The sequence below is a fragment of the Idiomarina aquatica genome (genome assembly GCF_003987185.1).
Classification (GTDB): Bacteria; Pseudomonadota; Gammaproteobacteria; order Enterobacterales; family Alteromonadaceae; genus Idiomarina; species Idiomarina aquatica.
This window is the reverse complement of the sequence record NZ_PIPS01000001.1, coordinates 419,861-446,637: the sequence shown is the minus strand read 5'-3', so window position 1 is coordinate 446,637 and position 26,777 is coordinate 419,861. Positions and strand designations below refer to the sequence as shown.

Genomic DNA, 26,777 nt, shown 5'->3' with positions numbered 1-26,777 from the left:
TTTCTTCGCTAGTGTACATTATTGGAGGTCGCAATGGCTGATTATGAAACCTGTTTGCGCAATCCCGCGGGTACGTTCGGTGAGCCTGAAAATGTTCTGAAGCGTGACGATCTGAGCAAAGAACAGAAGCTCGAAATCCTCAAACAGTGGCGTTACGATGAATACGAAACGGAAGTTGCCGATCAGGAAAATATGCGCGGCGATAAACCGGATCGACTGGGTGAAATCAATAACCTCATCTTAAAATTGGAACAGTAGCGTGCGTTTTTAACGCACGCCCGCCAGCTTTTTTCCTCTTAGCCTCTCGACTCGCGTCGGTTACCTCGCTATAATGCTGCGTCATTTTTAAAGGTCAACGCCGTTGTGGTGCCCACATCTTTTGATTAGCATTTGATAACAAAAGGGGCGCACGACATTCATTGATTGAAACCGAGGTAATGAAGCAATGCAGGTTTCTGTAGAGACAACTCAAGGTTTAGAACGTCGCGTCACCATTTCGGTACCGGCGGATACTATTGACAACGAAGTCAAACGTTTACTGAAAGAAGAATACCGTCACCGTCGTGTGAACGGTTTCCGTAAGGGAAAAATTCCTCCACACGTGCTGCAGAAGCTGTTTGGTCGCGAAGCTCGTTCGCGCGCGGCATCGGGTGTGATGCAAAGCAAATTCTACGAAGCGGTCATGCAGGAAAAACTAAACCCTGCCGGCGCGCCTGCTATCGAACCTAAAGTGAATGAACCGGGTAAAGACCTTGAGTTCACTGCGACGTTCGAAGTGTATCCAGAAGTTGAAGTGAAAAACCTGGATAAAATCGCTATTGAAAAGCCTGCGGTTGAAGTTACTGACGAAGACGTCGACAACATGCTGGAAACGTTGCGCAAGCAACACGCTGGCTGGAAAGAAGTTAAGCGTAAGTCGAAGAAAGGCGACCGTGTAACGATGGATTTTGTCGGTTCAATTGACGGCGAAGAATTCGAAGGCGGTAAAGCCGAAGACTTCCAGCTGGAACTGGGCGAAGGCCGCATGATTCCTGGCTTTGAAGACCAAATCAAAGGCATCAAAGCGGGCGAAGAAAAGACCATCGAAGTGACGTTCCCGGAAGACTACCACGCGGAAAACCTGAAAGGGAAAGACGCGCAATTCGTGGTTACCGCGAAAACTGTTGAAGAACGTGAACTGCCAGAACTGAACGACGAGTTTGTGGCGTTGTTTGGCGTGAAAGAAGGCGGTGTTGATGCGCTGAAAGCTGAAGTGCGTAAAAACATGGAACGCGAACTGAACAATGCCGTTAAAGGTAAGCTGAAAGATCAGGTGCTGAAGGGTATTGTTGAGCATAACGACGTTGAGTTGCCAAAAGCGATGATCGACCAGGAAATCGACGCGCTGCGTAAGCAGGCTGCACAACGTTTCGGCGGCAACCCAGAGCAAATGCCTGAATTGCCGGCAGAACTGTTCGAAGAACAGGCAAAAGAACGCGTTAAAGTTGGCTTGTTACTGGGTGAAGTGATTCGCCAAAACGAAATGAAGCCAGACGACGAAAAAGTTGACGCCATCATTGCGAACGCGGCTTCTGCGTACGAAGACCCTGAAGAAGTGGTTGCGTACTACAAGTCGAACAATGACATGATGCAACAGGTTCGTAACCTGGCCTTGGAAGAGCAGGCAATTGACTACGTGATGTCGCAAGCAAACGTTTCTGAGAAAGAAGCGAGCTTTGACGATATTATGAACCCAAAGCAGTAAGATCAAGACGGAATCCTTGACGGACTCCGTATCTGCTTGGTTTAATGGCTCGTATGACCTCATACGAGCCATTTTTATTTCAGGAGCATTAAATTAATGTCGAGTGATATTCAGGACCCAATGGCACAGCTTGTTCCAATGGTGGTCGAACAGACTTCTAAGGGTGAGCGTTCTTACGATATTTATTCTCGTTTGTTGAAAGAGCGGGTGATTTTTTGTTGTGGTCAGGTCGAAGACCATATGGCCAATTTGATTGTGGCACAGCTGTTGTTCCTGGAGTCGGACAATCCGGATAAAGACATTTATCTCTACATTAACTCGCCGGGTGGCGTGGTAACGGCCGGTATGGCGATATACGATACCATGCGGTTTATCAAACCCGACGTCAGTACCGTGTGCATGGGGCAGGCTGCCAGTATGGGCGCTTTCCTGTTGGCCGGCGGTGCTAAGGGCAAACGCTATTGTCTGCCGAATTCACGGGTAATGATTCACCAGCCGTTAGGCGGTTTCCAGGGCCAGGCTTCGGATTTCGAAATTCACGCCAAACAGATCCTCGATCTGAAAGAGCGCTTGAACCGTATGTTAGCGGATAATACCGGACAGGATTACGAGAAAGTGGCGCGCGACACCGATCGCGATTACTTCATGGCGGCACAGGAAGCCGTAGATTACGGTCTGGTTGATGGTATTTTGAGCCAGCGTGGCGAAGAGCAGTAGGAGAGAAGCATGACTGATAAAACCGAAGGTGAAGGCGATAAGCCGCTGTATTGCACCTTTTGCGGTAAAAGTCAGCACGAAGTTAAAAAGCTGATAGCCGGGCCGTCAGTGTTTATTTGCGACGAATGTGTGGATCTTTGTAACGATATTTTGAAAGAAGAGATCCAGGACATCGCGCCGGCGGCCGCAGAAGACAAACTGCCGGTACCGAAAGAAATTCGTGCCAACCTGGACGACTATGTGATTGGCCAGGATCGTGCCAAACGGGTGCTGTCGGTGGCCGTATATAACCACTACAAGCGCTTGCGTAACAGTGGTAAAGGCAAAGAGCCAATTGAACTGGGTAAAAGTAATATTTTGCTGATCGGTCCGACGGGCTCGGGTAAAACCTTCCTCGCCGAAACCATGGCGCGTTACCTTGATGTGCCGTTTACCATGGCGGATGCGACCACCCTGACCGAAGCCGGTTATGTGGGTGAAGACGTCGAAAACATCATTCAGAAATTGTTGCAGAAATGCGACTATGATGTGGAAAAGGCCGAGCGCGGCATCGTCTACATTGACGAAATCGACAAAATCTCGCGCAAGTCAGATAACCCGTCGATTACTCGCGACGTCAGTGGCGAAGGTGTGCAACAGGCGCTGTTAAAACTGATTGAAGGGACGGTAGCGTCGGTGCCGCCACAGGGTGGTCGTAAACACCCCCAACAGGAATTCTTGCAGGTCGACACCTCGAAAATTCTGTTCATCTGTGGTGGTGCATTTGCGGGCCTTAGCAAAGTCATTGAACAGCGTCTGGCGACCGGCACCGGCATTGGGTTTGGGGCCGAAGTGAAAAGTAAGAAGCAAGCCGAAGAAGGCAAGGTGATTGCTCAGGTTGAACCGGAAGACCTGGTTAAATACGGTTTGATCCCTGAGTTTATCGGTCGTCTGCCGGTGGTTGCGACACTTGATGAACTGGATGAAGAAGCTCTGGTGCAGATTCTGAAAGAGCCGAAGAACGCACTGACCAAGCAATACGCGGCATTATTTGATATGGAAGGTGTTGAGCTGGAGTTCCGTGATGACGCCTTGCGGGCGATCGCTAAAAAAGCGATGTCACGCCGCACCGGCGCACGAGGCTTGCGTTCTATCGTCGAAGATGTTCTGCTCGGTACCATGTATGAACTGCCTTCCATCGAAGGGGTTGCTAAAGTGGTGGTGGACGAATCGGTAATTGCCGGTGAGTCTGATCCAATCTTGATCTATGCTAATCAAGGTAAGGATAAACAGGCCTCGGGTGAGTAAGCCGCTGTTTTAGCGCAAAATGTGTGCAAAAAAGGGCCGTATGGCCCTTTTTTTCTGTCAAACATTGAACTTTGCCGTTGAGACCGCATATAACAGTTATAACCAAGGTCGGGAGAAATTAATGAGCGAAGAACGTACAGAACAAATGACCATGCCTGTTCTGCCGTTACGAGACGTAGTGGTGTACCCCCATATGGTGATACCACTGTTTGTTGGCCGCGAGAAGTCGATTCGGTGTTTGGAAGCGGCGATGGATGCGGACAAGAAAGTGTTTCTGGTAGCGCAGAAAGACGCTTCGGTCGATGAACCTGCCGAGGACGATATTTATCGTGTCGGCACGGTAGCAACGCTGTTGCAACTGCTGAAGCTGCCTGACGGTACCGTTAAGGTACTGGTAGAAGGACAGCAGCGTGCGCAGTTGGATGACTTACAGGATGATGACGATTTCTTTAAAGCCAGCATCCATTATCTGGCCTCAGAAGAGTTGCCGGAAAAAGAACAGGAAGTGATGACCCGTTCGGCGATGAATCAGTTTGAAGGCTATGTAAAGCTGAACAAAAAGATTCCGCCGGAAGTGCTGACCTCGTTGTCGGGGATTGACGACTGTGACCGCTTGGCCGATACCATGGCCGCTCATATGCCGTTGAAGTTAGCGGACAAGCAACACGTACTGGAAATTACCGATGTGCGTGAGCGGGTGGAATACCTGATGGCGCTGATGGAAGGTGAAATCGATATTCTGCAGGTTGAGAAGCGCATTCGCAGCCGGGTTAAAAAGCAGATGGAGAAAAGCCAGCGCGAGTATTATCTGAATGAGCAAATGAAAGCCATTCAGAAAGAGCTCGGTGAAGGCGAAGACGGCGTTGACGAATTTGAGCAGTTACAGAAGAAAATCGATGCCGCACAAATGCCGGCGGAAGCCCGTAAAAAGGTTGAAGCGGAGCTGTCGAAGCTGAAAATGATGTCACCGATGTCGGCGGAAGCAACCGTGGTGCGTGGCTACATTGACTGGATGGTGTCGATTCCGTGGAAGAAAAAATCGCGCATTAAGAAAGATTTGGCGAATGCCGAGAAAATTCTTGATGCCGACCACTACGGTCTGGAAAAAGTGAAAGAGCGCATTATCGAGTACCTTGCGGTACAACAGCGTACCAGCAAGGTGAAAGGCGCTATTTTATGTTTGGTAGGACCGCCGGGGGTGGGTAAAACCTCGCTGGGACAGTCGATTGCCAAAGCGACCGGCCGTAAATACGTGCGCATGGCGTTGGGCGGCGTTCGCGACGAAGCTGAAATTCGCGGTCACCGACGTACTTACATCGGTTCTATGCCGGGCAAACTGATCCAGAAAATGGCCAAAGTGGGTGTGCGTAACCCGCTGTTCCTGTTGGATGAGATCGATAAGATGTCCGCTGACATGCGCGGCGATCCGGCTTCAGCGTTGCTGGAAGTATTGGATCCTGAGCAAAACGTTAACTTCAACGACCATTATCTGGAAGTCGATTACGACTTATCGGATGTGATGTTTGTGGCGACCTCGAACAGCATGAATATTCCGGCGCCGTTGCTGGATCGTATGGAAGTGATTCGCTTGTCCGGTTATACCGAAGACGAGAAGCTGAACATTGCCAAACGTCACCTGTTACCGAAACAAATCGAACGCAACGGCTTGAAGCAAAAAGAGATTACCGTTAAGGATGATGCAATTGTCGGCATTATTCGTTACTACACCCGCGAAGCCGGTGTGCGTAATCTCGAGCGTGAACTGTCACGTTTGTGCCGTAAGGCGGTAAAAACGATTTTGCTGGATAAGTCGATTAAGCACGTAGAGATTTCGCAGGATAACCTGAGCGACTTCCTTGGTGTGCAACGCTTTGACTTTGGTAAAGCGGAAGAAGCCAATCAAATCGGTCAGGTCACCGGTCTGGCGTGGACCGAAGTCGGTGGTGATCTGCTGACCATCGAAGCGACCAATGTGCCGGGCAAAGGCAAAATCACCTCTACCGGTTCCTTGGGTGACGTCATGCAGGAGTCGATTCAGACCGCGCTGACGGTGGTTCGCAGCCGTGCCGATAAGCTCGGTATTGCCGATGACTTCCACGAAAAACGTGATATTCACGTGCACGTGCCAGAAGGGGCAACGCCCAAAGACGGCCCCAGCGCCGGTGTGGCGATGGTGACGGCCTTGGTGTCGTCGTTGACCAAGATTCCGGTTAAATCGGAAGTGGCGATGACCGGTGAGATCACGTTACGCGGTGAAGTACTGCCGATCGGTGGTTTGAAAGAAAAACTGTTGGCGGCGCATCGTGGTGGCATTAAACACGTGTTAATTCCGAAAGACAATGAGCGTGATCTGAAGGAAATTGCTGATAACGTTAAGAAAGATCTGACCATTCAGCCGGTGCAATGGATTGATGAAGTGCTGGCTGTGGCGTTGGAAAAGAACCCAATGTCGAGCAACTAATACAAACGTCGTATAGCGTTTGAGCTGGAAAACGGCAGAATGCGGTCTATGGCATAGAAATACGCCTGTAGGCCGCATTTTTTCGTTAAAAATATCGAAAAAAGGGTTTTCAAACGTAACCACTGTGGTAGCCTAACTGTGAAAGCTAACACCGGCCTGAGTAGTTGCCGGGCGGCTGGACAGAAAAAGTTCGGATAGTATGGTGTTGAACATTTAAATTAAGCTTGATATAACAATTTCGGCCCATTTAAAAAATCCGAATGGAACCACGGAAATTTGATAATAACAATCGAAGGGGATGATACTGTGAACAAGTCTCAGCTAATTGACAAAATCGCGGCAGGTGCAGATATCTCTAAAGCTGCTGCTGGTCGTGCACTGGACTCAATGATTGATGCAGTAACCGAAGCTCTGAAAAAAGACGACCAGGTAGCCCTGGTTGGTTTTGGTACATTCAGCGTACGTGAGCGTTCTGCGCGCACGGGTCGTAACCCACAAACGGGTGAAACCATTCAAATCGCTGCTGCAAAAGTACCTTCTTTCAAAGCCGGTAAAGCTCTGAAAGACGCAGTAAATTAATTAAGGCGCTAACGCGCTTTTTTATAAAAGATTTTGAATCAATAATAACCCGGAGTCTGTGAACTCCGGGTTATTTTTTTGTCGAAAGGGTGAGTTTTAGTGCGGTTTCGCTATAATGTGCCGTCGATAATTAAACCACGAAGGAAGTTCTGATTATGTTAGAGCGGATACGAGAAGGATCGCAGAGTTTTGCTGCGAAAGCCGTTCTGGTGCTGATAATTTTGACCTTTGCGCTAGCCGGTGTAGGTAGCTACGTAACGGGAGGCGCGGACACTACGGTTGCTGAAGTTAATGGCGCCGAGATTACCCAGACGGAATATGACCGAGCTTATGAAAATGAGCGTAGCCGTTTGCAAGAGCAATTCGGTGATATGTTCGATGCCATCAGCTCGGACCCGGGTTACATGAAAACCGTACGTGCCAATGTGATGAATCAGTTAATTGAGCAACGCTTGCTGATTCAATACGCACAGGATCATGGCATGCGCATTTCGGCCGCTCAGGTTAAGCAGGAAATTCGTGATATTCCTGCATTCCGTACAGCCGGTCAGTTTGATAACGACGTTTATTTGATGGCGTTGCGCAATGCCGGTTATACGCCGGAAAGTTTTGCCAACCTAATGCAGAACGATTTGCTGCGTAATCAGTTGCTCCAGGCACTGGCAGGCAGCGAGTTTGCCCTCGATTCAGAAATTCTGGCTATCCTGCGCTTGCAGGAACAGACCCGCTCAGGTGGCTACCTGGTGGCTCGCAACGCCGATTTCATTGATCAGGTGGAGCTAAGTGAAGAAGAAATCACTCAGTACTATGAGAGCAACAGCCAGGCGTTTCAGGCGCCGGAGCGCATTAAGGTTGAGTACGTCGAGCTGTCCAAAGCCGACCTAATGAGTGATATCGAGATTGCTGACGAAGAAGTGCGGGCATTCTACGATAATCGTATCGACCAGTACCGCACCGAAGAAGAGCGTCGCTTATCTCATATTCTGGTGGAGCATGGCACCGAAAACGCGGAGCAAAAAGCGCAACAAGCGTTAGCCGAGTTGCGTGACGGCGCTGACTTTGCGGACGTCGCTCAGACTTATTCTGACGATACCTTCTCAGCCGAAGTCGGCGGCGACCTTGAATGGGTTGAGCGGGGCATGATGGATGAAGACTTTGACCAGGCGGCGTTTGAACTGGAAAATGTCGGTGATGTTTCTGACGTAGTCGAAACCAGTTTCGGTTACCACATCATCAAGCTTACGGATTTGCGTCCGGGCTCAGTGACTCCGTTCGAGGAAGTTGCAGACGAGGTTCGCCAGCAGTTGGTCGAGCAACAGCTTGAAGACCGCTACTTCCAATTGCAGCAGCAACTGGCTGAGGTCAGCTTTGAACAGCCTGATACATTGGCACCGGCGGCAGAGGCGATTGGTGAACAAGTTCGCACTACCGACTTATTTGCCCGTAACCGTGCGCCGACACCGCTCAGTGATGATGTTATTCTGAACAATATCTTCTCTGAGAATCTGATTGATGAGCGTTTAAACAGTGACATCATTGAAACCTCAGACGACCGCTCGCTGGTTGTGCGGGTTCTCGAACATGAGCCACAGCACACCCGTGAGCTGGCTGAAGTGCGTGACCAAATCGAGCAACAGCTGCGTACTGAAAAGGCTCAGCAAATGGCTCTGGAACAGGCACAGCAGTGGCAACAGCAGTGGGCTGAAGGCGGCAGTGAGTTGGATGACCAGGTAGTCTGGTTTGACAGCATTACCATGAACACCCAGGAGCATCCACGTGGTGTCGTTCGCAACGTGTTTCAAATGGCGCCTAACGCGGGCGATGAACCGGCAATGAAAGCGGTCGAGCTGAGTAACGGTGATGCTGTGGTGATTGCACTGACTCAGGTTACCCCTGGCAACGCGGAACTGGACGAGCAGGCCGATCAGATTCGTCAACAGTTAAGCAATCGTCAGGCGCAGGTAATACTGCAAGCCTTTATCGATACCCTGAAAGAAGATGCGGATATCACTCGTAAAGATATCTAAGTTTGATGGTCTAGAGGCTGCGCCCGGTTTGGGCTCGGCCTCGCCTTCGCGGTCTAGGGGCTGCGCCCGGTTTGGGCTCGGCTTCGCTTTCGCGGTCTAGGGGCTACGCCTGTTAAACCGCGAAGCCCATCCCGCGCAGATCGCCTATCCCGCGAAGCCCACCCCGCGCAGAGCGCCTAAACCGCGAAGCCCACCCCGCGCGAAGCGCCTATCCCGCGAAGCCCGTTAATAAAGCTCCGGCAGATCGTTGCGTTGTTTCGGCTTGGGCTGATTGTCCAGGGCTTTGCGCAGGCTTTGATAAAGCGCTTTACCGCCGGTCCATTTGGGCTTGCTGGCACTGAACAGGGACTGTTGCAAATCATTAAGCTGTTGTTGCAGCTCTTGGTCGACCTGATTGCCATGAGCGAGCCATCTTGCCAAATCACCCAGCGCGACCAGGCGTTTGTCAAAACGTTGCTGTGCCCATTTGCGCAAAAACTCATCGGCCTTGCGGGCATGGTTGTCGGCGCAAGCTTTTTGGAAGTTCCGCCACTGCTGACTGCTGGTCAGCGGTTGTTCGGTGTTTGCCTTGGCTTGCACCTTTAACGGCCGCTGTTTTCTGCGGCGCCAGAAAAAGGCCAGGTTACCCAGCAACGACAGAAACAACAGCAGCGCTAACACGGTTACCAGACGCTGATCCGCGAGGGCACTGACGTCGGGCTGAGCTTGCGGCTGTTCGGTACTTTGCGGCGAGGCTTCCGGCTCGGGCTTAGGCGGCGCCTGAGGCTCTGCTTTGGGTTGTTGCGCCAGTTGGTTGGCAACCCCTTCCACCGTCAGTGTGACGGGGTCGGTACGCGCGACATCGGCCTGATCGCGCTTGGTGTTGAACCAAGGTACGCTGACCGACGGCAATTGCAACGAGCCGGGCTGATTGGGGACGACCGCGAAGCTGACCGTTTTCTGAGCAATGGTCACGCCATTGCGAACGTACTGGTCGGTTTCGTCGTTATCGGGATAGACCCGCACGGAATCCGGAAACGCCGGTGAAATCTCCGGTAACTGTTCCGGCTTTACACCGACGGCGGTTAATTGATAGCGAATGGTTAAGGGTTCACCCACCTCGATGGTGTCGGTTTCCGGGCTAAGCGTCTGTGACAGCGTAACCAGTTCACTCGGTAGCCAGGCACCCTGCCAATTGGCCGGTATCGGCTTAACCGTCAGTTCGATGGTCTCGCCGAGGGTGCTCACCGGCTGGGTGTTGGAGAACGACGAAAAGATAGAGCGCTGACCTTCCGCGTAGACTTCGCCATCAAAGCGCGCGCCTTTAATCTTAAACGTACCGGATTTGTTGGGGGTTATCTGGAAAGTACGCTGGTAAATCTTATAGCGGCGGCCGTTGATCATCTCCGACGATTCTTCGTCTGAACCAATTTGACGAATATCGGCATTTTCCATCTGCGGCGGTACCAAATTGCCTTTATTCAGATCAGCGGCCAGATACAGGCGCACAATGTAGGTCAGCGGCTGTTGCAAAAACACCGAATCGCTGTCGACGGTGCTTTCAATAAAGGCAATCTTATCAGAGCGCGCGCTGGTATCGCTGCCGGCCGCCAACACTTCAACCGTAATGGGTTTCGACTTGGCGCCATCCATCATAATGGCCGGGATGGTATAGGTACCGGGTTGTTCCGCAATTAACACCGTGGTGAAGCGGGTCAGCTTATTCAATTCGCCGTTCATAATCGAGGTTTGCCGGCTCACTGAGGTGCGTCCGACCATAAAGTCGCTGAGCAGTTGCTGCGGCTGGAAGGCACTATTACCGACGTCGTCATTAAAGGTCACCGTTAACACGAAGGATTCGTTGGCAATGACCGGATTTTTGTCAACGGTTGCCTCAATTTCAGTGACATCGGCGTAACTTGCTGCACTGAAGAGCACCAGTACAACCATACAAACACCTTGTATCCACCTTACCATTTTCGCTCAACTCCCTCAGGTTGTGATGCGCGGCGCTGGTTGCGACGCTGACTTTCCAATAGCATTTTATTGCGCAGCAAGATACTGGGATCATCAGGGATACGTTTCATCCACTGTTCCAACTGCTGGGCTTTTTCCGGGTCAATATCGTCGCGGAATTGCGTTTGCTGATTACGCTGCCGCTCGGCCTCGGTGTTCTGTGGTTGCTCGCCTTGCTGTGCCTGTTGCTGTTGCTGCTGCTCGGATTCGTTTTGTTGTTGCTGGCGTTGTTGCTGTTGGTCGCCATCGCCTTGCTGCTGACCCTGAGGATCCTGCTGCTGATCGGCTGAATTATCCTGTTGTTCGGCGTCCTGCTGGCCGTTGTTTTGGTTTTCGCCCTGATTTTGGCCTTGTTGATCACGGCTGTCATCCTGTTCACCGTCGTCACCTTGTTGGCCTTTTTGTTCGCCGTCCTGTTGCTTTTGCTGTTCTAGCAGTTGCTCCATCAGCGCTTTATTTTCTTCAGCTTCGGGCCAGTCACTGCGGCGCTTCAATGCCTGTTCATAGGAATCCCGGGCGGCTTCAAACTGTTGCAACTGAGCCAATGCATTACCACGATTGTACCAACTTTGGGCGCTATCAAGCTGGGCAAAGCGATCGACAGCGGCCTGATAATCCCCGGCACGATAATAGGCCACGCCCTGGCGGAAGGGCTGCTCACTTAACTCAGCGGCTGCCTGATACTGCTCCTGCTCAAGTAATTGTTGCGCCTGTTGCTCCTGATTCAGCCACCAGCCCGGCGCCGCGTCCGCTTGCTGGGTGGCAGCGTAAGCACTGCCGCTCGACAGGCTCAGTGGTAGCCAACCAGCCAGCAACAACCAACTGCCGAGGCTGCCGCCGCGTCGCCAACTGAACAACACCAGTGGGATCAGCAGTAACGCCAGTAACGGACCATTATCGCGCCATTGGTCGCCTTGCTGTTGTTGGTCGGCGTCTTTGCCTTCACGGGTTAATGGCGGCTGGTTGACGAGCGCCGCAACATCGTCGTTATCACGGCGCACGGTTTGATAAATACCGCCGGTAAGGCTGGCGAGATCCTGCAACCGTGATGGTGTAAGCTTAGCGATGACCGGCTGATTAAAGCGGTCTTTTAGCAAACTGCCATCGGCGGACCGTACCGGCGCACCGTCGGTAGTACCAATACCAAGAATCGACACCCGATGGGGTTGCTTGCGCAAATAACTGCTCAGCGCATTCAGTTCGCTGGTGGCAATGCCGTCCGTCAGCCAGTAGATGTCACCCTCGGCGTAACCGGCGTTGGTCAGCAGTTCGTCCGCAAGCTTGAGTGCCCGCAGCGGCTCACTGCCGGCATTAGGCATGATTTGTGGCGACAACGACGGGATCAAATTCAATAAGTTATTATTATCAGCGGTCAACGGACTGATGGTAAAAGCGTCGTCGGCGTAGGCGATAAGACCGGTGTCGCCATCAAGACCGGATTTCACCAAGTCCATGGCTTTAAAGCGCAGTTGGGTTAAACGATTTGGCTCGATGTCCTCCGCCAGTAGCGATGGCGACATGTCCATGATCACGACCTGACCGGTTTCCAGTTGATAAACCGGTTGTGGTAAACGTTCCCAGGTCGGGCCGGCAAGGGCGGTACTGCTGATCAACCAGAACAGGCCGAGTCGATGAGCCGACCACGATGACTGTTTGCCACCGGAATTAACCAGCACGTGGGCAAGATGTTGGGGCAGCCATTGATGCCAGCCAGACTGCGTTTTCTGCATCACCAACAGGCGCCAGTAAAACAGTGCCAGCGGCAGCAGTGCCAGTAACCACCAGGGACGAAGGAAATGGAAATCAGCCATGACGAAACCTCCACGGGCGATAGTGGAAGAGCGCAATCACTACCATCAGCAGCAGCGCCCCGGATAACGGCCAAAAATACAGCGCCTGACGAGGCCGTAATTGCTGCGGGGAACCGGCGATGGGCTCGAGCTCATCGAGCAGTTGGTAAATTTGTTCCAGTTCTTCGGTGCTGCGTGCGCGGAAGTAACGGCCACCGGTGGTTTCAGCAATGCGTTGCATCAGCGGTACGTCCAGATCGCGGCTGGGGTTAACCCGGCGCTGACCGAAGAAACTGTCGACAACGACTTCTTCGGCGCCCACCGCGATGGGGTAAATGCGAACATCAAACGCATCGGCTAACTCCAGTGCCTGATCCGGTGTTAGGTTGCCGGCGGTATTCTGACCATCGGTTAACAGCACCAATACCCGGTTGGTTTCGTCTTTACTGCGAAAGCGTTTAACCGCCAGGGCGATGGCATCACCAATCGCGGTGCGCTCGCCAACCAGTCCCAGCACCGATTCTTCCAGCATTTGCCGGACGGTTTCACGGTCATAGGTCATTGGGGTTTGTAAAAAGGCGGTATCGGCGAAAAAAATCAGTCCCAGCCGATCGCCTTCGCGACGGGTGATAAAGTCACCCAATACTGCCTTGACCATGGTCAACCGGTCGACACTGCGGTCATTAAGCTGCATGTCCGCAATTTCCATACTGCCGGAGAGATCCACCGCCAGCATAATCTCGCGCCCCTCAGAGCGCACCGGCAACGGCTCACCGAGCCATTGCGGGCGTGCACTGGCAGCGATGAGCAAACACCAGCAGAGCGTCAACAGCGCCCACATCCAGGGCTTTGCGCGCATGCTTTGTTGAGTATTGGATAAGCCATTCAGCGACGGAATGCGGATCGCCGACAACGTTGGTGAGCCGGCCGGCAGTAAATAGCGAACCAGCCAGGGTAACGGCAGCAGCAAAAACATCCAGGGCCAGGCAAATTCAAACATGACGGCCACCTTTACGCGCTTGGCGGGCGTGGCGGTGGGCATGACGAATCCATTGTTCGGCGAACTGCTGGTAGCGGCTGATTAATTCGCCCTGCGCCGGTTTATAAAATAAGGCGTCACACTGTTGTAGCAGGTCATTATGTTGTTGCGCGTTGGCACCCATAAAGCGCAGCCAATCCTCACCGCTGAGAGCGGCAATCTGCTGACGAGGGTAATAGGCCAGTGCCACCCGTTTACAGAGTAAAGTGACATCACTGGCCGATGGCTGTTGCAGTTGTCGTAATTTCGCCAGCGCCAGACGTTGCGGGCGGCGGATACGATAACGCGCATGCAGCCACCAGAGCAGTCCTAGCACCAGTGCCAACAGTATTATGCTGATGACAATAACCGGCCACGCCGGTGGCCAGAAGCTGGCGGCACCGGGTTCAACAATATCGTTTAGTTGTTCTAAAGACGCTTGCTGCATCAAAAACGTTCACCTTATTCCTGTGTTGCTAACGGAGGTCGGCCCATCGCTGTTCCAGCGCCTGGGCACTGCTGACATAACTGATCCGTAAGCCATGCTGTTCAAATTGTTGTTGCTGATGATGCCGGCGCTGCTCGGCGGTGTTTTGATAGCGTTCGCGCTGACGTTTGTCCGCGAGGTTAATTTGCGCCTGTTGTTCGCCGTCAAAAACGGCCAGTGCCTGTGCTGAATAACCTTGTGGCAGTTCGCACTCCATGGGGTCATAGCTGCAGAAGCAACGCACGGAGTTACGCTGATTTAGACGAGCCAGTGGCTCCAGAAGTTCATCGTCGAAATGCTGGAAATCACTGATGATGTTAATCAGGCTGCCCGGTTTAACGAGTTTCTGTAAACGGTTAATGGTGTCGGCCAGTGGTGCAGGGTGCGGGCGCTGATGCTGTTGCCAGCGGTTAAAACTGTCCTGGTGCACGTCCAGCAGACTGTGCAAAAAGTGCAATACTCCCGCCTGACGTGCCGCCGGCTTATGTTCGCGATGCAACCAGCCGTTACTGATGATACCGCCGACCCGGTCACCACGCTGCTGTGCCTGCCACGCCAGCGCTGCGGTCAAATGGCAGGCCTGCACCGATTTAAACAGCAATTGACTGCCGAATAACTGCGTCAGAGCCAAATCGGTCACCAAAAACACCGGTCGCTCTTTTTCTTCGCGGTACAACTTGGTGTGCGGTTTTCCGGTACGGGCAGTTACCCGCCAATCGATGGCGCGAATGTCATCGCCCGCCTGATAATGGCGCACTTCATCAAATTCCATCCCACGGCCCCGGGTTTTGCTTAATAAGGGTCCGCTTTGGCTAATCGCCGGCAGGTTACGTTTGTGACGGGCGATGGCCGGCAGCCGGGTACGGTAATACAGCAGCTCCTGCATGGTCGGCTGCAGGCCGTCACTGCGCAGTTTCTCTAACCAATAACGTGACTGCTCTTGCGACAACATACTAAGGAGCCGGTACCAGTGAGACGATTTTATCGATGACCTGATCCTGAGTGATGCCGTCGGCTTCGGCCTGGTAGCTGATGATGATGCGGTGGCGCAGACAGTTGTGCAACACGCTGTTGATGTCGTCCGGCGTGACAAAGTCGCGACCGTCAAGCCAGGCGCTGGCGCGTGCGCAGCGCTCCAGTGATATGGTGGCTCGCGGGCTGGCGCCGTAGGCTATCCAACTGGCCAGCTCAGCGTCGTAATTGGCCGGCTGACGGGTGGCAATAATCAGTTGCACCAAATAGTGTTCCACCGCCTCGTCGAGGTATATCTGCATCACCTGTTGGCGTGCGTCGAACAACTGCTGCTGAGTGAGCGGCGTCGGCATGGCCTCTTCGCCCTCAATGACTTCGCCGCGGTTGAGGCGCAAAATTTGCTGCTCGGTTTCGGCATCCGGGTAGTCCAACCGCAGATGCATTAAAAACCGATCCAACTGCGCTTCGGGCAACGGGTAAGTACCTTCCTGTTCCAATGGGTTTTGCGTCGCCAGTACCATAAACAGCGGTGGCAACGGGTAGCTGCGTTGGCCAACGGTGATTTGTCGCTCCGCCATGGCCTCAAGCAATGCCGACTGCACTTTGGCCGGGGCGCGGTTAATTTCGTCAGCCAGAATCAGGTTATGGAACAACGGGCCCTGTTGAAACTCAAAGGTGCCATTTTCCGGACGGTAAATGTCCGTACCGGTCAGGTCGGCCGGCAACAAATCCGGTGTAAACTGTACGCGATGGAAGTCACCTTCAATGCCTTTTGCCAAAGCCTGTACGGCACGGGTCTTGGCCAAACCGGGAGGTCCCTCTACCAGCAGATGGCCATCGGCCAATACCGCCAGCAGCAAATTGCGGGTAAATTCGGGCTGACCGAGCACCTGCCGATCGAGAAACTCATGCAATGCTTTAAATTGTGACGCAGCCATGGGACTCCTGTTGTACCTGTTATCAATGCCTACCTGTGCTATTTTGAGGGTAGTCTTTTGAGTTTTAAAGTCATAGATAGTAACACTTTAAACAAAACGATGGTTTTAATCTGCACGATAAACGGCTAGAATTTGTAACAAAATCTATTGTGGTCAGACCAGTATTGGCCGTCATTCATATAATGGAGAAAGCATATGGCAGCAACACAATCGTTGCGCACCCCCAGCGGTGACCGAATTGCCATTGTGGCAGGGTTGCGTACACCTTTTGCCCGTCAAGCCACTGACTATCACGGCATACCGGCACTCGATCTGGGTAAAATGGTAGTGCAGGAGCTGATTAATCGCACCGGAATCGAACCCGGACTGGTAGAGCAACTGGTGTTTGGCCAGGTGGTGCAAATGCCGGAAGCACCTAATATTGCCCGCGAAATCGTCCTTGGCACACAGTTGCCGGTCGAAGTTGATGCGTACAGCGTCAGCCGCGCTTGTGCAACCAGCTTCCAGACCACCGTTAATGTGCTGGAAACCATGATGGCCGGCAACATCAGTGTCGGCATCGCCGGCGGCGCGGATTCCTCTTCGGTGCTGCCGATTGGTGTGAGTAAACGTTTAGCCCGAGCGCTGGTCGATCTGAATAAGGCCAAGAGCCTTGGACAACGCTTCAGTATTTTGCGCCGTCTGGGTCTTAAGGACCTGTTACCGGTGCCCCCTGCGGTGGCGGAATACAGCACCGGTTTGAGCATGGGGCAGACCGCTGAACAAATGGCGAAGTCGCATGGTATTTCCCGCGAAGCGCAGGATCAACTGACGGTGGAGTCGCATCAAAAGGCGCACCAAGCGTGGGAAGCTGGCTGGCTTGATCAAGAAGTGATGACCGCCTATCCGGAACCTTATAAGAAACACATCAGCCGCGATAACAATATTCGTGGTGACAGCCAAATCGACAAGTTGGCGAAATTGAAGCCGGTCTTTGATCGCAAACACGGTACCGTAACCGCCGCCAACAGTACACCGCTGACTGACGGGGCATCGGCTGTCATGCTGATGACGGAAAGCCGCGCCAAAGAGCTGGGCTACGAGCCCTTGGGCTATATTCGCAGCTACGCCTTCAGCGCCATTGGGGTTGAGCAGGACATGCTGATGGGGCCTTCTTATGCGACCCCCATCGCGTTAGATCGTGCCGGCATGAAACTCAGCGACCTGGACCTGATTGATATGCACGAAGCCTTTGCCGCACAAACACTGACCAACATGAAAATGTTTGCCAGCAAGCAGTTTGCGCAGGACAAACTGAACCGCAGCGAGGCCATTGGCGAAATCGACCCGGCCAAGTTTAATGTGTTAGGCGGCTCGATTGCCTATGGTCACCCCTTTGCTGCTACCGGCGCGCGGATGATCACGCAAATGATTTACGAATTACGTCGCCGTGGCGGCGGCACCGCACTGACGACAGCCTGTGCCGCCGGTGGACTGGGCGCAGCGATGATTTTGGAGAGTGAATAATGAGCGAACAGAAAGCCTTCTCACTGGACATAAAGGACAACGGCGTTGCGGTGATCACCATTGATGTGCCGGGCGAGTCAATGAACACCCTCAAGGATACCTTCGCGGATGAAGTCGGGCGACTCATGAACCGGCTGGAGGGCGATTCGGACATCAAGGGCGTGGTGTTTATCAGTGGTAAGCCGGGTTCCTTTATTGCCGGCGCTGACATCAACATGATCAACGATTGTGAAACCGCTGCCGATGCCGAAAGTCTGGCCCGCAAGGGGCAGGCCATGTTTGATCGCATCGAGCAGCTGGAAGTACCGGTCGTCGCGGCCATCAATGGTGCCTGCCTGGGTGGCGGTCTGGAACTGGCGATGGCCTGTCATGTCCGGGTTTGTTCGGATAATCCGAAAACACAACTGGGTTTACCGGAAGTGCAACTGGGTTTACTGCCCGGTTCCGGCGGAACGCAACGGTTGCCGCAATTAGTCGGTGTTCAGCAGGGCATCACCATGATGCTGACCGGTAAGCAATTACGGGCGAAACAGGCGCTGAAAGCCGGGTTGGTGGATGAAGTCGTGCCTCAGTCGATTTTGCTCGACGCGGCGATGAAACACGCGTTGTCGGCTAAGCCGAAAAAGAAAAAAGCGCCCCTGAAAGGCATCAGTAAAGTGCTGGAAGCTACCGCTTATGGGCGTAATATTATTTACAAGAAAGCGGCTGAACAGGCACAGAAGAAAGCGCAGGGGAATTATCCGGCAATCGATAAGATCATCGATACCGTGCGTATTGGTGTTGAAAAAGGCCGTGAAGCTGGACTGGACAAAGAAGCACGCAGCTTTGGTGAACTGGCGATGACACCGCAGTCGTACCAGTTGCGACAAATCTTTTTTGCCACCACCGAGATGAAAAAAGAAACCGGTGCTGACGGTGTTAAGCCGGCGGACATTCATCGCGTCGGTGTGCTTGGCGGCGGTCTGATGGGCGGCGGTATTGCTTACGTGACGGCGGCTAAAGCGGGTTTGCCGGCACGCATTAAAGACATCTCCCACGAAGGCATCACTCATGCACTGCACTACAGTTATGAGCGTTTGAACAAAAAAGTAAAACGCAAACACATGCGCCGTGCGGAACTGGAAAAAACCATGTTGTCATTAAGCGGCACCCTGGATTATTCCGGTTTCGAACGGGTGGATGTGGTGATTGAAGCGGTGTTTGAGGATCTGGAATTGAAGCAAAAAATGGTGGCTGACATTGAGCAGCACGCCAAGCCGGAAACCATTTTTGCGACCAATACCAGTTCGTTGCCGATTACCCAGATTGCGGCGAAAGCGCAGCGTCCACAAAATGTGATTGGTCTGCATTACTTCTCACCGGTGGATAAAATGCCGTTGGCAGAAATTATTACCCATGAGGGGACCTCACCGGAAACCATCGCGACGACCGTCGCGCTTGCCAAGAAACAAGGCAAAACGCCGATTGTGGTTAAGGACGGCGCCGGTTTCTTTGTTAACCGGATTCTGGCTCCTTACATGAACGAAGCTGCACGACTGGTGCTTGCCGGTGAGCCTATCGAGCACGTCGACAAAGCGCTGGTGAAGTTTGGCTTCCCGGTCGGGCCGATTACGCTGCTGGATGAAGTGGGTATTGATGTCGGTGCGAAAGTGGCGGCAATTTTGCGCAAAGAGCTGGGTGAGCGTTTTGAACCTCCGGCGGCTTTTGACAAGCTGATTGACGATGAGCGCAAAGGCAAAAAGAACCAGAAAGGTTTTTATCAATACGGTAAAGGGGTAAAAGGTAAGCCGGTCGACAGTTCGGTGTATTCGTTGTTAGGCATTGAGCCGAAACAAAACCTTGACCGCGAAGCCGTGGCGGAACTCTGTGTGTTGCCGATGTTGAATGAGGCGGCCTACTGTTTGCAGGAAGGCATTATTCGCAGTGCCCGCGACGGCGATATCGGCTCAGTGTTTGGTATCGGCTTCCCGCCGTTCCGTGGCGGCCCATTCCGTTATATGGATGAGATTGGCATTGGTGCGCTGGTTACCAAACTGAAGACCCTGGCAGAACAGCGCGGTGATCGTTATCAACCGGCACCACTGCTGGTGGAAATGGCCGAACAGCAACGTCGCTTTTACTAAAGCGACGGTTGCTCCTGATGTTGCCCGATGTAGCGGATGAACGCATCCGCTTGCATCGGTTCGGCATAGTAAAAGCCCTGAATATACTCACACCTCAGAGTTTTTAAGATCTCCAGTTGGGTGCGCGACTCAACCCCTTCAGCAACCACTTTTAAGCCCAGGTTATGTGCCATTCCGACAATCGATGCAACCATGTTGCGATCCTTGTCATCGGTGGTGATGTCATCGACAAAGGCTTTATCAATTTTCAGGGTGTGCAGCGGGAAGCGCTTTAAATAAGCCAGCGATGAATAACCGGTACCAAAATCGTCCAGCGCCAGTTGCACGCCCATATCCGCAAGGTTTTCCAGCATGGTAATGGCTCGTTCCGGATCAGCCATAACCATCCCTTCAGTGATTTCGAACTCGATATGGCGTGGGTGCATATTTTCTTCTGCAAGTATCGACTCGACCTGAAACGCCAGGCTGGAGGTAGAGAACTGGCGTGCCGACAGGTTGATCGCTACGTGACGCGGTGCGCCGGCCAGCTTCAGAAAGGTTTTCATGTCGCGGCAGGACTGCCGCAACACCTGCTCGCTCAACGGCACGATCAAACCGGTTTCCTCAGCCAGCGGAATAAAGTCGGCCGGGCTGATTACGGTGCCATCTTCACGGCGTATTCGTGCCAGCGCCTCAATGCCGGCAATATGCTGACTGGCCAGTTCGATTTTCGGCTGATAGAACACTTCCACGCGCTGCTCACGTATGGCGCTGCGCAACTCGTTTTCGATTTGCAGGCGACGAATCGCATTTTCGTTCATGGATTGGCTGAAAAACTGGTAGCAGTTGCCGCCGCGTTGTTTGGCATGATACATCGCGGTATCAGCCTTTTGTAACAGTTCCTGAGAGGTGTGACCGTCGTGAGGGTAGAGCACAATACCGATGGAACTGCCGATCACCACTTCGTGCTGCTGGATGTTAAAGGGTACTGCGATTTCGGTATTAATTTTCGAGGCCAGCACACTGATGGCGTTGATTTCTGTGGTGTCTTCAACCAGCAAGCCAAACTCATCGCCGCCAAGCCGGTAGAGGGTGTCCTGACGCCGGCCAATGTCGGTTAATCGTTCGGCCACCCGGCACAACAGCTCATCACCGACTTCATGGCCGAGCGAGTCATTAATCTTTTTAAAGTCGTCGAGGTCAAAAATGAGTAGCGCATGCGGTACTTTCTTGCGCACCAGGTTTGAGTGACTGACCTGAAAGTAGGAACGGTTGGGCAGCCCCGTGAGACTGTCGGTATTGGACAGCCGGCGCAATTCGTTTTCGGTGTTGCGGCGTTCGGTAACGTCCGAGAAACTGGCGACGATAAGTTCGATATCGCCATTGTCGTTGTTGACGGTATCCAACGTCAGTTCCATCTGAAACTCGCTGCCGTCGGCACGAATATCGGTCACTTCGCCACGCCAACTGCCTTCTTTAAACACGTCACGTTTAATTTGATCGATAAAGTTTTGCTCATAAGCCTGCAGCGTAAAAGGTTGCTCTAGTATCTGTTCGCGACTGTAGCCGGTGATGGTTTCAAAGGCTTTATTGATCTCACGTTTGCGGAAAAAGCGGTCAAAAATACAAATGCCGTCGGAAATGTTCGTGAGTGACAAAGCCAGCATATTCAGGCGTTCTTCACTGCTTATCATGCCGCTGATGTCAGTGATGGCGCCTTGAACCCGGCGAGGTTTACCCTGTTCATCGCGCTCGGTAACTTTGCCGCGATCCATAATCCACAGCCACTGACCCTGGTTGTCCAGCCGGTAGCTGCACTCAAACATGTCTTTACTGCCGTCGACGATGGCACTGAATTCTTCTTTGACGCGCTTGAGATCCTGCGGATGGATATTGGCAGCGGAACCCGCATAACCACAGCGAATGCCATCGATAGGGAAGGCTGGGCAGTGGCGCCAAATGTTGTGACGGATTAACTCGCCCTCGCTAAGATGCCATTCCCACAGTTGCGCACCGGAGCTTTCTACCGCTTGTGCCAGGTGTTGGTGGCTGGCTGACAGTTGGTCACGTTGCCGGCATAAATGCACAAACCAGCGTCCGCTTAACAGCAGTAATCCGGCCACCAATAATGCATAAACGCCGTAAGCCCAACTGCTTTGCCACCAGGGGCCGCTGACACTGATATCTTGTTGGTGGCGAATGGCCCAATCTTTACCGTCAACGGATGCCTGAATCTGAAGCGTGTATGAACCGGCCGGTAAATGGTTAAATGAAATTGGCTGTAACGGGCGCGATGTGTGTTGCCACTCATCCATTAAGTCGAATAAGCGAAACCGGTACTGCATACGCTCCGGTTCCGGAGCCAATGGACTGACAAAGTCCAGGTACAATGTTTGTTGCTCAAACTCGGTGGTAACAAACAGCGGTTTGAGTTCGTTATTGCTGACGCCCCGGGACAGTGGCACCTGCTCAACGACGCGGAAGAACTCATCCACCGCAACGGCATTATGCTTATCGGCTATCCAAATTTTACTGTCGTGTACGGAGATACGTAGGTTTTCCTGTTCGAAGAAAGCTTGATTATCGGGCATCCGCCGCCAGCGCTTTTCAGCGATATCAAAGATCAGCAAACCATGCTTCTGGTCGACCACAAACAGATGTTCGGCGAACAGTTCCGTTTGCATCACATTGGGTGGCTGTGTCAGAGGAAGGGGATGTACTTCTTTAATCTGCTGTTGTTCAGGCTCGTACTTCAGCAATCCCAGTTCATTGGTAAACCACCAGAATCCCTCATAGTCCTTGGTCGCGCTGGTATAGTCGTTCAGTGTCGACGGCAACGACAGGGTATTCAGCTCATTGCTCAAACGAATATCCAGTAGCTTTTCGAAGTTGAGTGCCGACCGCGGTTTCGAAAATTGGTACAAGCCCCCGTTGCCGGCACCGACCCAGAGCCGTTGCAGGTGATCAACCGTAAAAGCATTAACCTGTAGTAAAGGGGGCAGAGATAACGAATGCTGACGGCTGAGATAGGCCGGCTGGCGCGAGAACGTTTCCAGTATTTTTATGCCCTGACTGGTACCCAGTAACAGATGGCCGTTATCGACATAGGCTAAACTGCTGATGGGCGTGCTGTTATCAAGATCGGTGGCATTGTCCAGTTGTTGCAACAGTCGAAAATCGTCGTCAAGAATGAACAGTCCCCGATCATGAGCGAAATAAATCCGATCAGCACGCTGTAAGATGTGATTGAAGCCCGTGGCCGGCAACGGGTCAGTGATCGGGTTTTGCTGACTGACTTTGAACACATCAAAGCTGTTGCCGTCCCAGACATACAGGCTGCCATCCTGCTCACTCAACCAGATCCAGCGTTTGCCCATGTGGATATTGGTGATATTGGTCAGCGTATCTCCGTTGTAGGACAGTGTGACGGGCGTGGCTGTTTTGGTATCCACCCGCCATAAACGACTTTCCGATAAAAACAGCAAGTTGTCATTAAAGTCAGCGATGATTTTGCTAACGATCGGTGGTTGTGGGCCGTTAACGTTGTCAAATTTAGGGTGGCGGTAGAAGCGGTTCTGCTGATAGTCAAAATAAGCCACACCCCGTGCCGTAGAAACCCATAATTGCTTGTCGTTAAACCACAGATCGAGAATGTTGTTGCTCGGCAGTTGGTGCGGTTGCCGGCCGGTCATAAAATGTTCGAACGAGACACCGTCAAAGCGTTGCAGGCCATTGCGAGTGGCTATCCACAAAAAGCCGCGAGTGTCCTGCAACAGGTCGGTTACGGTATGGCTGGTCATGCCCTGGCTGATGGCCCAATGCCGTGATTGCGCCAGCGCCCCGGGCGGCGCAGCACTGGCACTGTTCAATATCATAGTGAGGCCGGCTAAGAGAGCGAACCAATAGGTAACTTTCACGGTAAAGATAATGTCCTGATGGGAGGCCGCTGGCTTGCGGCTCTTATAATTTGTTAATTTAAGGTTAAGCTAACCAAAAGCAAAAATAATGTAAAGCGATTCTAGCCGCTATCGGCCTTGGTTTGAATATAAAGCCGAACCGGTTGCTCAAACAATAACCGCTGGCTATACGCGAGCCAGTCGTCGAGCTGCCAGTCGTCAAGTGCGCGGATAAGTTGATCGGCACGATCGAACTGCGTATCGCCTAATTGAATGGCACCCCATAGCCGTTGACTGCGAACCCTCAGACTGCGATCGGTCACTGATAACTGCTGTCTTAACACCGATTTACTGTGTGCCCAGGCTTTTAAGCTCATTTCGTTCAGGTGTTCGAAACACAGCTCAAGAGCTTCGCTGATCTGGTGTTGCAAATCGTCTTCACTGACGTTGGGTGATTGCACGAAAATAATGATGCCGGGCAAACGCTGCAGCGCAAAATACTGGCTGCCGGCCATGTAGCCCAGTTGACGTCGGGTGCGCAGCTCATCAAACACAAACTGATGGATAAGTTGTTGCAACAACATCAAGGCGACCTGCTCGCGCGGCGAGTCGGACGCGCCCTGAACATATTGCAAAGCCGCTTTGTCGTTGTGTTGCATTGGCACTGCAATCGGGTTGGCTGCCCGCTCGATGTCCTGCAGTCGTTTTATGCGTTGCTGAATTGGGGCTTTATTAAGGCCGTTGCTGCCGGTGTTGGCCTGAATCAACTGAGCCAGTTGCCCGGCGTGCTGTTGTTGCCAGTCGCCGTGCATAAAACCGGTGACTCGCATGGGTTTAAACAAGTTGGCAACGATGTGTGAAAAATGCGTATAACTTAAACTTTCGCAGGCAGCCGCCATGTCGCTGAGCCGGTACAGGCCTTGCTGCAACAGTAGGTTCAGTTCTGAGAACAACAGGTTTAGCGGCTGATTCTGATGGGCCGAATGCCAGTTGTTGACCAATTGCTGGGTTACCGCTTGCCAGCGGCTGCGATCGAACTTTACGGTTTGCGCCTGACGCATTAAATAACTCAGCAACGGCAACTGGCCTGCCGACAGCCCGGTGGTATGAATGGTGATACCGGTCTGGGTCGGATAAATATTAAAATGCAGGCCGGCAACTTCGGCGTCGTACAAGTCTTCATTGAGGGCATCAATCATCAGTTCCGCCCATATTCTTGAACAGGCAAAATTGAGCGCTGAAGCGGTGACCTGAGGTGCCTCTAAATTAAGGTAAATGTGGCCTTTTGGAACCCTGAATTCTTGATCCTGAAGGTGCCACAGAGTGAGCTGGTCATTATCAATAAGGGCGCTCGGGCGTGTCTGCTCGGCTTCCAGCGGGTAAGGCTGAAAGTGCTCGTTAAGGAAACGGTTCTGCCGCGGCAGTTGGGCGCAGAAGCCGTCGGCGGGCGCCTTCAATTGAGCCACCTCGTCGGCTTGCAACGGACGCATGCTGTAGGGCGTATCGTATAACAACGTCAGCTTATTGGTGTTAGCCTGGGCACTGATCAGAGTGATCCGGGCGCGTTCCGGTACCATCAGGTTGAGCAGTTCATTGGCGCGCATATTATTGAGGCAGTCCATGCGGTAATCGCCGTAAATGATGTCCCGCTCAGGGTAGTGGTGCGCGTTCACTGCAAGTTGCGAGACCAGTTCGCCGACCGGTATCGGTTCCTGAAATTTAAAGCTCAGCTCGGTACTCAGGCGGCGTTCTTCGTAGCGCCAGTCTTCAATACCTTGGTCCTGTATCAGCCGGATGTAATTAAACACCCACTGGGCGACGCTAAGGGCATGCTTCTCACCACGTTCGGTCAGCTGTATGTTGATATTAAAATCTTTAAAATTACTGCCACTGATACCGCCGCCGGCTGACAGACTGTTGATCCAGCCGCGATTACGTAGGCAGGAAAACAAACTTTGCGGCCCCTCGTAGCCGAGAATGTGTGCGATAAAACTGGTGGTTTTATGGGCATAATCATCGTCGATAGCCGGTAGCGGCAGGGTGATGATCAGACGACGAGCGGGCTTAACCGGTTTAACCTCCAGTTTTACACCGAGCTGATCAGGTCGGTACAACGGCGCTAACCCTTTTTTTGCGGTTGTCATCTGAGCGCTCGACGGCAGTGCCGAGAAATGGGTTTCAGCCAGTTCCGCTAACCGCTCGAGCGATTGTGGCCCGGCAATGACAAGGCGCAGATTGTCACTGACATAATGCTGCGTGAAAAAACGCCGAAGTTTGTCCTGCAGTGTACCGTGCTTATCGTCTTTGAGGGTATTTAAGTTGCCCACCGAAAACTGACTGAAAGGGTGTTTTGGGTTACAGGTTGACTTGTGCACCTGATAAAGTCGTCGCAATTCGTCTTGTTGCTTAAGGCGAAACTCGGATTCAATGGACTGGCGTTCTTTATCTATCCATTCCTGTGCCAGCAGGGGCTGTTGAAACATGGCGGCAAAGTACTCCAGCGCGCGTTCCAGCGCACTGGCCTGGCAGTCGAAATAAAAGTTGGAGTATTCGGTTCCTGTCCAGGCGTTTTGTTGCCCACCATAAGCATTTAAGAAGTCGCTGAAGGCCGACGGCGAAGGAAAGCTTGAGTTGCCGAGAAACAGCATATGCTCAAGGAAGTGAGCGAGACCCTGAGTGTGTTCAGGGTCGTCAAAGTGACCGGCATTTACCGCCAAGGCCGCGGCAGCTTTATGACTGCCGGGGCAATGCACCAGCAACGCCTGTAAATTATTCTCTAAGCGGACGGCGCGGTAGTCCCTTTTGTCCCTGGGACTGCGGACAATGTGGACGACCTCGTCATCGATAGAAGAGCTCGCCATCGACGGGGGTTCCTTATTCGTCTAACGGAGTATCAAATTCTTCAGGTTCTTCAAAATCCCCTGACATCTGCACCAGTAAACCTGCATTAAAGTCAAGAATCAATTCCTTTCGAAAGATTTTGCCACTGTTTGGATTCATTTCGTACAGATAGACCCAACGATCACTATCGAAGGCATTTTGTGCAACAGGGCGGCCTAATACATAGGCAACCTGCTCTTGGGTCATACCGACACGTAACTTGTCAACATCCCGTTGTTCCAGGTAGTTACCCTGTGGAATGTCAATGCGGTAAACCATCTCATTGAGTGTTGAGCAGCTACTTAAGCCAATGACAAGTGCTGTAGCGACAGATAATTTTGATAACGTGCTTTTCATTAACGACCCACGTGGTTTTGT

The 26,777-nt window shown here is 52.5% G+C and carries 18 protein-coding genes; 9 read left to right on the top strand and 9 right to left on the bottom strand.

Annotated elements, in window-relative coordinates; translation table 11 throughout:
- The first annotated feature begins 33 nt into the window (after nt 1-33).
- From CWE23_RS02235 to CWE23_RS02205, 7 genes are all read left to right on the top strand, one after another.
- Nucleotides 34-258 carry a hypothetical protein gene (locus CWE23_RS02235; protein ID WP_105305978.1) on the top strand — a complete coding sequence of 75 codons (225 nt, stop codon included), beginning with the start codon at nt 34-36 and terminating at the stop codon, nt 256-258.
- A gap of 187 nt (nt 259-445) precedes the next feature.
- Nucleotides 446-1,744, top strand: coding sequence for a trigger factor (gene tig, locus CWE23_RS02230; RefSeq protein WP_105305979.1), 1,299 nt, complete (start codon nt 446-448; stop codon nt 1,742-1,744).
- A 96-nt stretch (nt 1,745-1,840) separates the two neighbouring features.
- Complete coding sequence (clpP, locus tag CWE23_RS02225; RefSeq protein ID WP_105305980.1) at nt 1,841-2,461, top strand: ATP-dependent Clp endopeptidase proteolytic subunit ClpP; 621 nt, start codon at nt 1,841-1,843, stop codon at nt 2,459-2,461.
- Nucleotides 2,462-2,470: 9 nt separating this feature from the next.
- Nucleotides 2,471-3,748, top strand: coding sequence for an ATP-dependent protease ATP-binding subunit ClpX (gene clpX / locus CWE23_RS02220; RefSeq protein ID WP_105305981.1), 1,278 nt, complete (start codon nt 2,471-2,473; stop codon nt 3,746-3,748).
- Nucleotides 3,749-3,869: 121 nt separating this feature from the next.
- Complete coding sequence (lon, locus tag CWE23_RS02215; RefSeq protein ID WP_105307699.1) at nt 3,870-6,209, top strand: endopeptidase La; 2,340 nt, start codon at nt 3,870-3,872, stop codon at nt 6,207-6,209.
- A gap of 282 nt (nt 6,210-6,491) precedes the next feature.
- Complete coding sequence (gene hupB, locus CWE23_RS02210) at nt 6,492-6,788, top strand: nucleoid-associated protein HU-beta (RefSeq protein ID WP_222843009.1); 297 nt, start codon at nt 6,492-6,494, stop codon at nt 6,786-6,788.
- Between the two features lie 155 nt (nt 6,789-6,943).
- Complete coding sequence (locus tag CWE23_RS02205) at nt 6,944-8,815, top strand: SurA N-terminal domain-containing protein (RefSeq protein ID WP_126819250.1); 1,872 nt, start codon at nt 6,944-6,946, stop codon at nt 8,813-8,815.
- A 225-nt stretch (nt 8,816-9,040) separates the two neighbouring features.
- On the opposite strand, the gene CWE23_RS02200 is transcribed toward CWE23_RS02205, so the two are convergent.
- The 6 genes from CWE23_RS02200 to CWE23_RS02175 are packed head-to-tail and all read right to left on the bottom strand — an operon-like array spanning nt 9,041 to nt 16,015.
- Nucleotides 9,041-10,744 (bottom strand): BatD family protein, encoded by a 1,704-nt coding sequence (locus CWE23_RS02200; RefSeq protein WP_198678792.1) that lies wholly within the window; start codon nt 10,742-10,744, stop codon nt 9,041-9,043.
- Between the two features lie 20 nt (nt 10,745-10,764).
- Nucleotides 10,765-12,621 carry a vWA domain-containing protein gene (locus tag CWE23_RS02195; RefSeq protein ID WP_126819248.1) on the bottom strand — a complete coding sequence of 619 codons (1,857 nt, stop codon included), beginning with the start codon at nt 12,619-12,621 and terminating at the stop codon, nt 10,765-10,767.
- The gene (locus tag CWE23_RS02190; protein ID WP_105305985.1) at nt 12,614-13,600 is read right to left on the bottom strand and encodes a vWA domain-containing protein; all 987 of its coding nucleotides are present in this window, start codon (nt 13,598-13,600) and stop codon (nt 12,614-12,616) included. Before CWE23_RS02190 ends, CWE23_RS02195 begins: the two co-directional genes overlap by 8 nt.
- Complete coding sequence (locus tag CWE23_RS02185) at nt 13,593-14,066, bottom strand: DUF4381 domain-containing protein (protein ID WP_126819247.1); 474 nt, start codon at nt 14,064-14,066, stop codon at nt 13,593-13,595. Before CWE23_RS02185 ends, CWE23_RS02190 begins: the two co-directional genes overlap by 8 nt.
- A gap of 28 nt (nt 14,067-14,094) precedes the next feature.
- The gene (locus tag CWE23_RS02180) at nt 14,095-15,057 is read right to left on the bottom strand and encodes a DUF58 domain-containing protein (RefSeq protein ID WP_126819246.1); all 963 of its coding nucleotides are present in this window, start codon (nt 15,055-15,057) and stop codon (nt 14,095-14,097) included.
- Nucleotide 15,058: 1 nt separating this feature from the next.
- Nucleotides 15,059-16,015, bottom strand: coding sequence for an AAA family ATPase (locus CWE23_RS02175; protein ID WP_105305988.1), 957 nt, complete (start codon nt 16,013-16,015; stop codon nt 15,059-15,061).
- Between the two features lie 195 nt (nt 16,016-16,210).
- Between CWE23_RS02175 and fadI the strand changes: the two genes are divergently transcribed.
- Both fadI and fadJ read left to right on the top strand, forming a co-directional pair.
- Complete coding sequence (fadI, locus tag CWE23_RS02170; protein ID WP_105305989.1) at nt 16,211-17,521, top strand: acetyl-CoA C-acyltransferase FadI; 1,311 nt, start codon at nt 16,211-16,213, stop codon at nt 17,519-17,521.
- The gene (fadJ, locus tag CWE23_RS02165) at nt 17,521-19,644 is read left to right on the top strand and encodes a fatty acid oxidation complex subunit alpha FadJ (protein ID WP_126819245.1); all 2,124 of its coding nucleotides are present in this window, start codon (nt 17,521-17,523) and stop codon (nt 19,642-19,644) included. The genes fadI and fadJ overlap by 1 nt, the downstream gene beginning before the upstream one ends.
- On the opposite strand, the gene CWE23_RS02160 is transcribed toward fadJ, so the two are convergent.
- The 3 genes from CWE23_RS02160 to CWE23_RS02150 form a co-directional block, all read right to left on the bottom strand.
- Complete coding sequence (locus CWE23_RS02160; RefSeq protein ID WP_241970509.1) at nt 19,641-23,498, bottom strand: EAL domain-containing protein; 3,858 nt, start codon at nt 23,496-23,498, stop codon at nt 19,641-19,643. The genes fadJ and CWE23_RS02160 overlap by 4 nt on opposite strands.
- A gap of 143 nt (nt 23,499-23,641) precedes the next feature.
- On the bottom strand, nt 23,642-26,380 hold the full coding sequence (locus tag CWE23_RS02155; protein WP_126819244.1) for an insulinase family protein: 2,739 nt from the start codon (nt 26,378-26,380) through the stop codon (nt 23,642-23,644).
- Nucleotides 26,381-26,393: 13 nt separating this feature from the next.
- Nucleotides 26,394-26,756 carry an outer membrane protein assembly factor BamE gene (locus CWE23_RS02150; protein ID WP_105305992.1) on the bottom strand — a complete coding sequence of 121 codons (363 nt, stop codon included), beginning with the start codon at nt 26,754-26,756 and terminating at the stop codon, nt 26,394-26,396.
- Between the last annotated feature and the right edge of the window lie 21 nt (nt 26,757-26,777).